The sequence below is a fragment of the Bradyrhizobium sp. 159 genome, assembly GCF_023073795.1.
Classification (GTDB): domain Bacteria; phylum Pseudomonadota; class Alphaproteobacteria; order Rhizobiales; family Xanthobacteraceae; genus Bradyrhizobium.
On sequence record NZ_JADPKE010000097.1, the window covers coordinates 1 to 6,830 of the forward strand.

The 6,830-nt window shown below is 64.1% G+C and carries 5 protein-coding genes; 2 read left to right on the plus strand and 3 right to left on the minus strand.

Going from position 1 to position 6,830, the window contains the following annotated elements; all coding sequences use genetic code 11:
- Positions 1-716: 716 nt before the first annotated feature.
- The 3 genes from IVA96_RS30485 to IVA96_RS30495 all read right to left on the minus strand — a co-directional run bounded on the left by IVA96_RS30485 (position 717) and on the right by IVA96_RS30495 (position 3,979).
- Positions 717-971 (minus strand): low affinity iron permease family protein, encoded by a 255-nt coding sequence (locus tag IVA96_RS30485; protein WP_256464882.1) that lies wholly within the window; start codon positions 969-971, stop codon positions 717-719.
- 276 nt (positions 972-1,247) lie between these two features.
- Positions 1,248-1,478 (minus strand): hypothetical protein, encoded by a 231-nt coding sequence (locus IVA96_RS30490; RefSeq protein WP_247421114.1) that lies wholly within the window; start codon positions 1,476-1,478, stop codon positions 1,248-1,250.
- Positions 1,479-1,762: 284 nt separating this feature from the next.
- Positions 1,763-3,979 carry a VCBS domain-containing protein gene (locus IVA96_RS30495; RefSeq protein ID WP_247421106.1) on the minus strand — a complete coding sequence of 739 codons (2,217 nt, stop codon included), beginning with the start codon at positions 3,977-3,979 and terminating at the stop codon, positions 1,763-1,765.
- A gap of 301 nt (positions 3,980-4,280) precedes the next feature.
- On the opposite strand from IVA96_RS30495, the gene IVA96_RS30500 reads away from it, so the two are divergent.
- Positions 4,281-4,901 carry a FecR domain-containing protein gene (locus tag IVA96_RS30500; protein ID WP_247421109.1) on the plus strand — a complete coding sequence of 207 codons (621 nt, stop codon included), beginning with the start codon at positions 4,281-4,283 and terminating at the stop codon, positions 4,899-4,901.
- A 23-nt stretch (positions 4,902-4,924) separates the two neighbouring features.
- A complete protein-coding gene (locus IVA96_RS30505; protein WP_247421112.1) occupies positions 4,925-5,722 on the plus strand; it encodes a tetratricopeptide repeat protein in 798 nt (265 codons plus the stop codon).
- The last annotated feature ends 1,108 nt before the right edge of the window (positions 5,723-6,830 follow it).

Here is a 6,830-nt window from a genome sequence, read left to right on the forward strand (position 1 = left end):
GCCACCCGGCAATACCGTCATGTGGCGCGGGCTGTCACGCCTCACCGACATAGCGCTAGGTGTCGTGGTCGGAGGAGAATTTGTGGGTAATTGAAAGCCTCACCGGACGGTTACGCCGCGAAGGCGCCAGGACGCGAACAAGGACGCTTCGCGACCGCATCTAGCGTCTGCGCGGCCGCTGGCAAGCGCAACGAGATACAAATCGTTAGCCTTACTTGGATGGCTTAGTGGCCGGCGGTCGCTTCGCTGCTGGCCTGCGCGAGATGATCGTCTCCACCTTCTTCAGCGTCTGTGCAAACTCAGATCGAAGATACTGTTCGTGCTTCGGGTCTGTAGGTTCCGAGAGGAATGCAATCTTCACGAGGAAGCGGTTCAGTAGCGACGCTATCGTAAGGTTGCCCGAGTGTTGCGAGCGCAGGGCCGTGAGTTGCCGACGCATCTCGATAAGATCAAGTTTTCCGTCGTCTGAGTGCTGTTTCAATAGAATGGCCTGCAATCAAACGAAGCCGCCGCGTCGAATGTGTCGAATATGATGGCGCGACGGCTTCGCCACTGGGGACCGGACTAACGGCAATGTCCGGCCGTTAGAAGCTATCGCTCCTTAGCTTCGCTGCAATGAAAGCCTGAAATTAAACTTGATGTCGCGGTGGCGGGTTAATTCTGGAACCGCGAGGGAGGAGCATCCAACGTGATCGAGCCAGTCAGACCGCCAAGGCTCACGAGGCACGGACCTGTGCTCGCTGCCGCTCGACTTCCTCAGCGTCCTTATTGTCTACAGTCATTAGGGAGTTCTTGGCATCGCCATGAACCTTCAGCAGTTCGTCGAGCTTCGCATGAATGGACTGCGTGTCGCGGTGCTCGGCGCGCTGGATCACGAGGGTCATTCCCCAGGTCGCGAGAGTAGCGCTTAGTCCAGTCGGCGCCGTTCCGGGGTAGGACGCGGCCCGATCGCTCGCCCGGATGACTAGCATCCGACGGCCGTCGTGCTTCACTTCGTGGACCCATCAGGTCCAGCCGGCACGGCTTTGGCCCGTTACCCAGAACTCAAAAACTGTGGGCATGCGCAAGAGATAGCTACGCCAGCGGTTGTATGTCAGGGCGCCGGCTGTCCAACAGAAATGGCCCCAGCTCCGGGGGCTATGATAACAGCTCGGGCCGACAGGGATGTGCCTTGGGTAAGGCATCCGGAAAACTTGGCAGGTAAAGCCTTCCAGGCCGGTTTCGCCCCCACAGGCAATCAGCGGTCTTTATCCTCTTTGCATCCTCTTCGCCTTTGGGCTGCCGTCGGCGCCGCCATTACCATAGCCGTTGTTGCGATGAGGGCCGGCCGGCGCGGCGCCAGACCTTGCGATTGGACGTGAGGACGTCGACAGCAGGAGCGCTATGGCCGGAGGTGTCACGGCGGCAAACTTGCCACAGATCTTCAGGAATTCGCGTCGTCGTCTGCTTGCCTTGTCATAGCATCTTCCGCACGTCATCAACCGTTCAAGCTGCCTCGGGTTTTGCATGCCGGTTTCCGCGCAGCGGGCACCGGCATGGAGGTCGCCAACCTGCTTAGTGGGGCGGCATTCGTATGCCAACGACGCCCACAGGTCGTGGCGCGGGGCCCATATCAAAGCGCATGCATCCGGCCGACCTCGGTATACGATACCGGCGGCAAGCTAAATCATACAGTATTCAATTAGGCGCGTCGTGGAGTTGATTTGCTGCGCACCTCTTCATCCGCAAAGCCGCCCGGAGGCAACGAAGGCATCGGCGAGCCTCAGACGATCAGATCTTGTTGGAAGGGCAGGTGTAGGCCCTGGCCAGCAACCTCCTGCTCGCCGAAACGCCAAGCATCCGCCGCTGCATCGGCCGGATGGGGCCATGCGGTCGCGGCGGAATCGTCCTCCGGATCGAGCGCGGCGACAGGGGCCGAGGAAACGACCACCGGCGCCGTCAGGCTCGCATGCTGCTGTTCCGCACCCGCCTCGAAATGGAACGCGGACTCGGCCTGCTCGCGTAAGCCTTGGTCCCCGACGCTTTGGATGACCACGGTCACGACTTGGGGCGTGCCGTCGATCGTGGTCACGGTGAAAGTGTCGGTCAGCGCGTCGCAAGGCCTCAGGGCCTGGACGGCGGGGTTGTCGAGCGCGAGCACATAGGTCCACGTGCCGCAGGTGGTCATCGTGAAGCTGCCGTAGCCGTTGTCGCTGGCCTGCGGACATGTTGTCGCTGTGAAGGTGTCGTCGGGATTGTCGACGTCCCTGTCGGACAAGGTGCCGCTGGCGCGTGGCGGAGGGTCGCAGGAATTGCTCGGCTCGGTCACGCGTCCGCAAGTATCGCCGCAGACGACCGCGGCGTCGTTGCTGCCCTCGATCGTGACGGTCACCGTCTGTGCCGTACCGTCCGCTGCCCTCACGGTGAAATCATCCGTCAGCGCCTGACCTGCGTTAAGCGCCTGCACCGCGCAATTGCCGTTGTCGAGCGCGAAGGTCCAGTGCCCGTCCGCGGTCATGGTGAAGCTGCCGTAGCCGTGGTCGCTCGGCTCCGGACATTTGACGGGGTCGAACGCGTTCGACGGACCGTCGACGTCGGTGGCGGTCAGAAGGCCGCACGCCGTCGGGACGCCCTGCGCCGAATTGTGGACCCCGCCCGCTTCAACCACGCGACCATGGGTGTCCCCGGAAATGACGGCCGGATCGTCGGCGCCCCGGATGGTCATCGTCATGACCTGCGGCGTGCCGCCGATGGTGGTCACCGTGAACGTGTCGGTCAGGTTCTGGCATGCCGCAAGCGCCAGCACCGCGGCGTTGGCGGGATCCAGCGCGTACGTCCAGTGCCCGTCGGCCGTTATCGTGTAGCTACCGTAACCTTTGTCGCTGGTATGCGGAGAGTTCACCGCCGTGAACGTGTTGGCCGGATCGTCGACGTCGGTATCGGTGAGCGTGCCGGTCGCGGTCGGGACGTCGGGTGCCATGGACGCCGCCACGATTGCGGCGGCGGTCATGGCACCCGCCGCGACGGATCCATCCGTCTCGCCGCTTATCGCCGCCGCGTCGTCGGTGCCGGCGATCTCGACCGTGAAGGTCTGGCTCGCTGAGGCGAAGCCGTCAGACGCCATGATCGTGAAGCTGTCAGTGCTCGGCGCCTTCAGCGCGTTGATGGCGTCGTTGTTCGGCACGTAGGCGTAGGCGCCGGTCGCGCTGTTCAAGTACAGGATTCCGAAGGAGCCTGCCTTCTCGACGTCGTAGCTTGCGCCCGCGAACGTGGAGGGGCCGACCGCGCCGCCCGCGATGCCAAAGATCGGCGTCGCGCCGGAGCCGAAGCTCGCGGCCGAGAAGCTGCCGCTGCTCGCCGAGAACTCGTCGAACGCGACCGTGTCGACCTCGACGGGGCCCGACCCGAGTGTCAGCGTGGGTGGCGAATGGATCAAGGGCGCATCCGGCGCGAAACTGGCCGGCACCACCAGCCCGGGAAGGGCATGTTGTGGAATGGGCCCGTCCGGCGGCTGGAAGTCGATCGGGTGCGGCGACTGATCGACCGCTTCGCCCGGAGGCGTGCCGGATCCGCCCGGGCCATGGTCTTTCGAGTAATTGGCGAGCACGTCCTGCTGCTGGTTCTGCAGGTCCTCCATTCGCGAAGCGTTGTTGGCGACCTGCGCGAAGCCGACGGAAGATCCGGTCCTGCTGAGGATGACCGTCTGCCCGGGATCGTCCACGATGATATGCCGCGGCACCGCCTCCTTCGTGACGAGTTCGAACGTGCCATGCTCGAACCCCTTGTAAGTGATGGAGGCGTCGTCGAACAAGGCGAGATCGGGATCGGCGGCCCACGCCTCCTTCATCGCCGACAGGATCAACGTCAGGAAGGACAGCCCTCCGGCCCATCCGAGTCCCGCGACGACCGCCGACTCCCTTGCACGCTGGCCGCGGACGGACGCCGGACTGCGTTGGTCCGGCGCCGGCCAAAGACCGCTGAAGACACGTGCGAGCGACATCCTGAACGCCTCGCATGCTGCCGCTTCCGCCGACGCGGCCGGACCGATCGACCGAGTGTAAGTCGCCACTCGCCGAGGTTTCCGGTTCGACGCCAGCCTACGCTTTGTCGTCCCGAGGCCCCTTCACAAATTGTTGACTCGGTGTGCGTAAATGCGCTCTTTTGTTGGTCCGGAGCGGTCAGGACCGCCGTCCCCCACGACTGAAAACGATAGTCGCAACGTGCGATGTGGTGCGCCGGGCGCGGCTCTGCCATTATTCCGCAGGGGTGAAAGCGGGCTCTTCACGGACGGGAGCGGACGCATGCGCGGACAAAGGACGGTTGCAGGACTCCTCGGCCTTTTGCTCGTGGCGGTAGCGTGTCCGCCTGCGCGGATTTGGGCGCAGGAGGTCAAGCCGATCGGCAAGGTCGTGACCGTCGCCGGCAAGGCAACGATCGAGCATATCGATGCCGCGGTCGTGCAGGCGAGACTGTCCGACGACAGGGCCGGAGCGAAGCTCGGCGATCCAGTCTATCGAGGCGACGTCGTCAGGACCGGCGCCGACGGCGGCCTCGGTATCAATTTCGCCGACGGCAGCTCCTTCAGTCTGTCGAGCAACGCCAGCATGGAAATGAACGAGTTCGTCTACGATCCGGACGGCAACCACAATTCGACCCTGATCAGCTTGACCAGAGGCACCTTCACCTTCGTCGCTGGCAGCGTCGCCAAGACCGGCAGCATGAAGGTGGACACCCCGGTGGCGACGTTGGGGATCCGGGGCACCACGCCCAATATCGAGCTCTCCGAGGACGGCACGGTCAAGTTCGCCACTTTGATCGAGGACGGTAAGGACGCCGTCATGAAGCGGAAGGCCGGTCCGGCCGTTGCGCCTCCCCGGCAGGGCAGGGTCGACCGCGCTCTCGGCGTCTGTCGGGGATGCTGAAGGTCGTCCGGACGGCGCCAGTTATGATCCTGCTGCTGGCCGTCCCCGCGTCGGCGCAGAAGCCGGAGAGTCAATTCCGGAACGTCGAGCTGTGCAACGCCACCTCGTCGCCGGACCGGAGGATCGAGGCCTGCTCGGCCTTCATCGCGGCCGGCCGTGGCGGGCCGCAGGCCATGGCCGTCGCCCACAACAACCGCGGCATCGGCTACGCGGCCAAGGCCGACTACGACCGCGCCATCGCCGACTTCGACGCGGCCATCCGCATCGATCCGACCTTCGCCAAGCCTATCAACAACCGCGGCGCGGCAAGACTGAGGACGGGCGACTACGACGCGGCGATGGAGGATTTCGACCGGGCCATCGCCCTCCAGCCGACCTACCCCGGTGCCTTCGTCAACCGCGCCGAGGCCTGGCTAAAGAAGGGCGATCTCGTACGCGCCGAAAGAGACTATGCCGCGGCGACTCGCCTGAATGCCGACATGGAGGGGGCTTGGAGCGGCCTTTGCTGGACCCGGGCGAGCACGGGCGACCCGCAGGGCGCGGTGGAAGCCTGCGACAAGGCGATCAGGTCGGGCGCGCATACGGCCGCGACCTACGATTCCCGCGCGCTCGCCCACCTCAAGGCTGGACGAATCGATGCGGCCATAGCCGACTACGACGCCGCATTGCGCATCGACCCCACGCTCGCCGCCGCGCTGTACGGCCGGGGCCGGGCGAAGATCCGCCGCGGCGAGACCGCTTCAGGAGAAGCCGACGTTGCGGCCGCGAAAGCTGTCCGGGGCGATATCGCCGACGAGTTCGCGCGCTACGGCGTGCGGTAATCCGTCCTCAATGCATGCCCCTCCGAGAAGACCATCGCCTCGCGAGGCTCGCGCCGATGGTAGTTTGGCTCACTCATGAGCTTTGGTCGCAAAGGGAGTGAGTTGTCGACTGGGAACCGTATCAGTACTGCGACTGGTTCTAGCCGGGCATTGCGTACTCTTCAGCTTTCGGCAGGGAGCCGACGGCCGCGTGAGTAGCTGCGGTGGCAAGCTACAGTTTGTCGGCCGCTGAGAGAGGCCGGGGAAGGGTAGGGCACTTCGCAATCCGTCGCATCGCAGGAATTGGCTGACGTTATCGATCCCGTCCAGCTGTCGTGAGCCTGTCGGCTCTCGGCGGGTTTTGTTGTAGAACTCGGTTGAGCAAGACCTCGAACGGTGATTCCGTTGTGTTTGACGCGAGTCTCGGCGAGGTCGATCCATGATGGGCCGTCTGAAGAGTGACCGGCCACATATTCCGTCATCGACAAGTCAAAGCGAGAGGATGGCACCTTCTCTCGTGACGACTTCGATGTGATCCGGCCGGTGACGTCTAGCTAGCTGCACCCTCGATCAATCGATCCCGCCGCGACCGTAGGGCGATCCCGCGTCGCGGACTGCGGGGATCGTCGTCGGCGAACTCCGTAGCGCCACCGAGACCACAACCATCGGCGGAGCAGATCAATGCGATCGGCCGCATGGATGCGATCATCGACAACTCTGGCGTCTACACCGACGGTCAGCGCTTGCGCGTGGGTGCGGGCTCAAGAGCCTGGAGGAAGCCGGCAGCTACGCGACCTCGACGCTCGCCAGCCGCGCCTCCTGAAGGCCGGAAAGTGCGTCCAAAAGCGCAATACCGCGTCGTGATACCCACTTTGGCCGCTATTGGACGATCCGACGGGACAACATCGGCCGCCCGCAATGATGGGCGACCACGGCCGCGTGCCGACCTATCCGTTTGCACACAACCAAGACCCGTAGCGGCCCCGAAGAACAGTACCTGATTGTCCTGCACGCCACGGCATCACTCCCGCTGGGACAACCGCGAAATTCATCGCCGACAAGCACCCCACCAAGGTCGCAGCATTTGCCTCATTCGTCATTTGACTTGCGCGATGTAAGGGGCTCATCT

Excerpts from the sequence above, each read along its gene's own strand:
- IVA96_RS30500 (WP_247421109.1), top strand. The coding sequence starts at position 4,281 with ATGCGCGGACAAAGGACGGTTGCAGGACTCCTCGGCCTTTTGCTCGTG.
- IVA96_RS30490 (WP_247421114.1), bottom strand. The coding sequence starts at position 1,478 with ATGACGTGCGGAAGATGCTATGACAAGGCAAGCAGACGACGACGCGAA.
- IVA96_RS30485 (WP_256464882.1), bottom strand. The coding sequence starts at position 971 with ATGCTAGTCATCCGGGCGAGCGATCGGGCCGCGTCCTACCCCGGAACG.
- IVA96_RS30495 (WP_247421106.1), bottom strand. The coding sequence starts at position 3,979 with ATGTCGCTCGCACGTGTCTTCAGCGGTCTTTGGCCGGCGCCGGACCAA.
- IVA96_RS30505 (WP_247421112.1), top strand. The coding sequence starts at position 4,925 with ATGATCCTGCTGCTGGCCGTCCCCGCGTCGGCGCAGAAGCCGGAGAGT.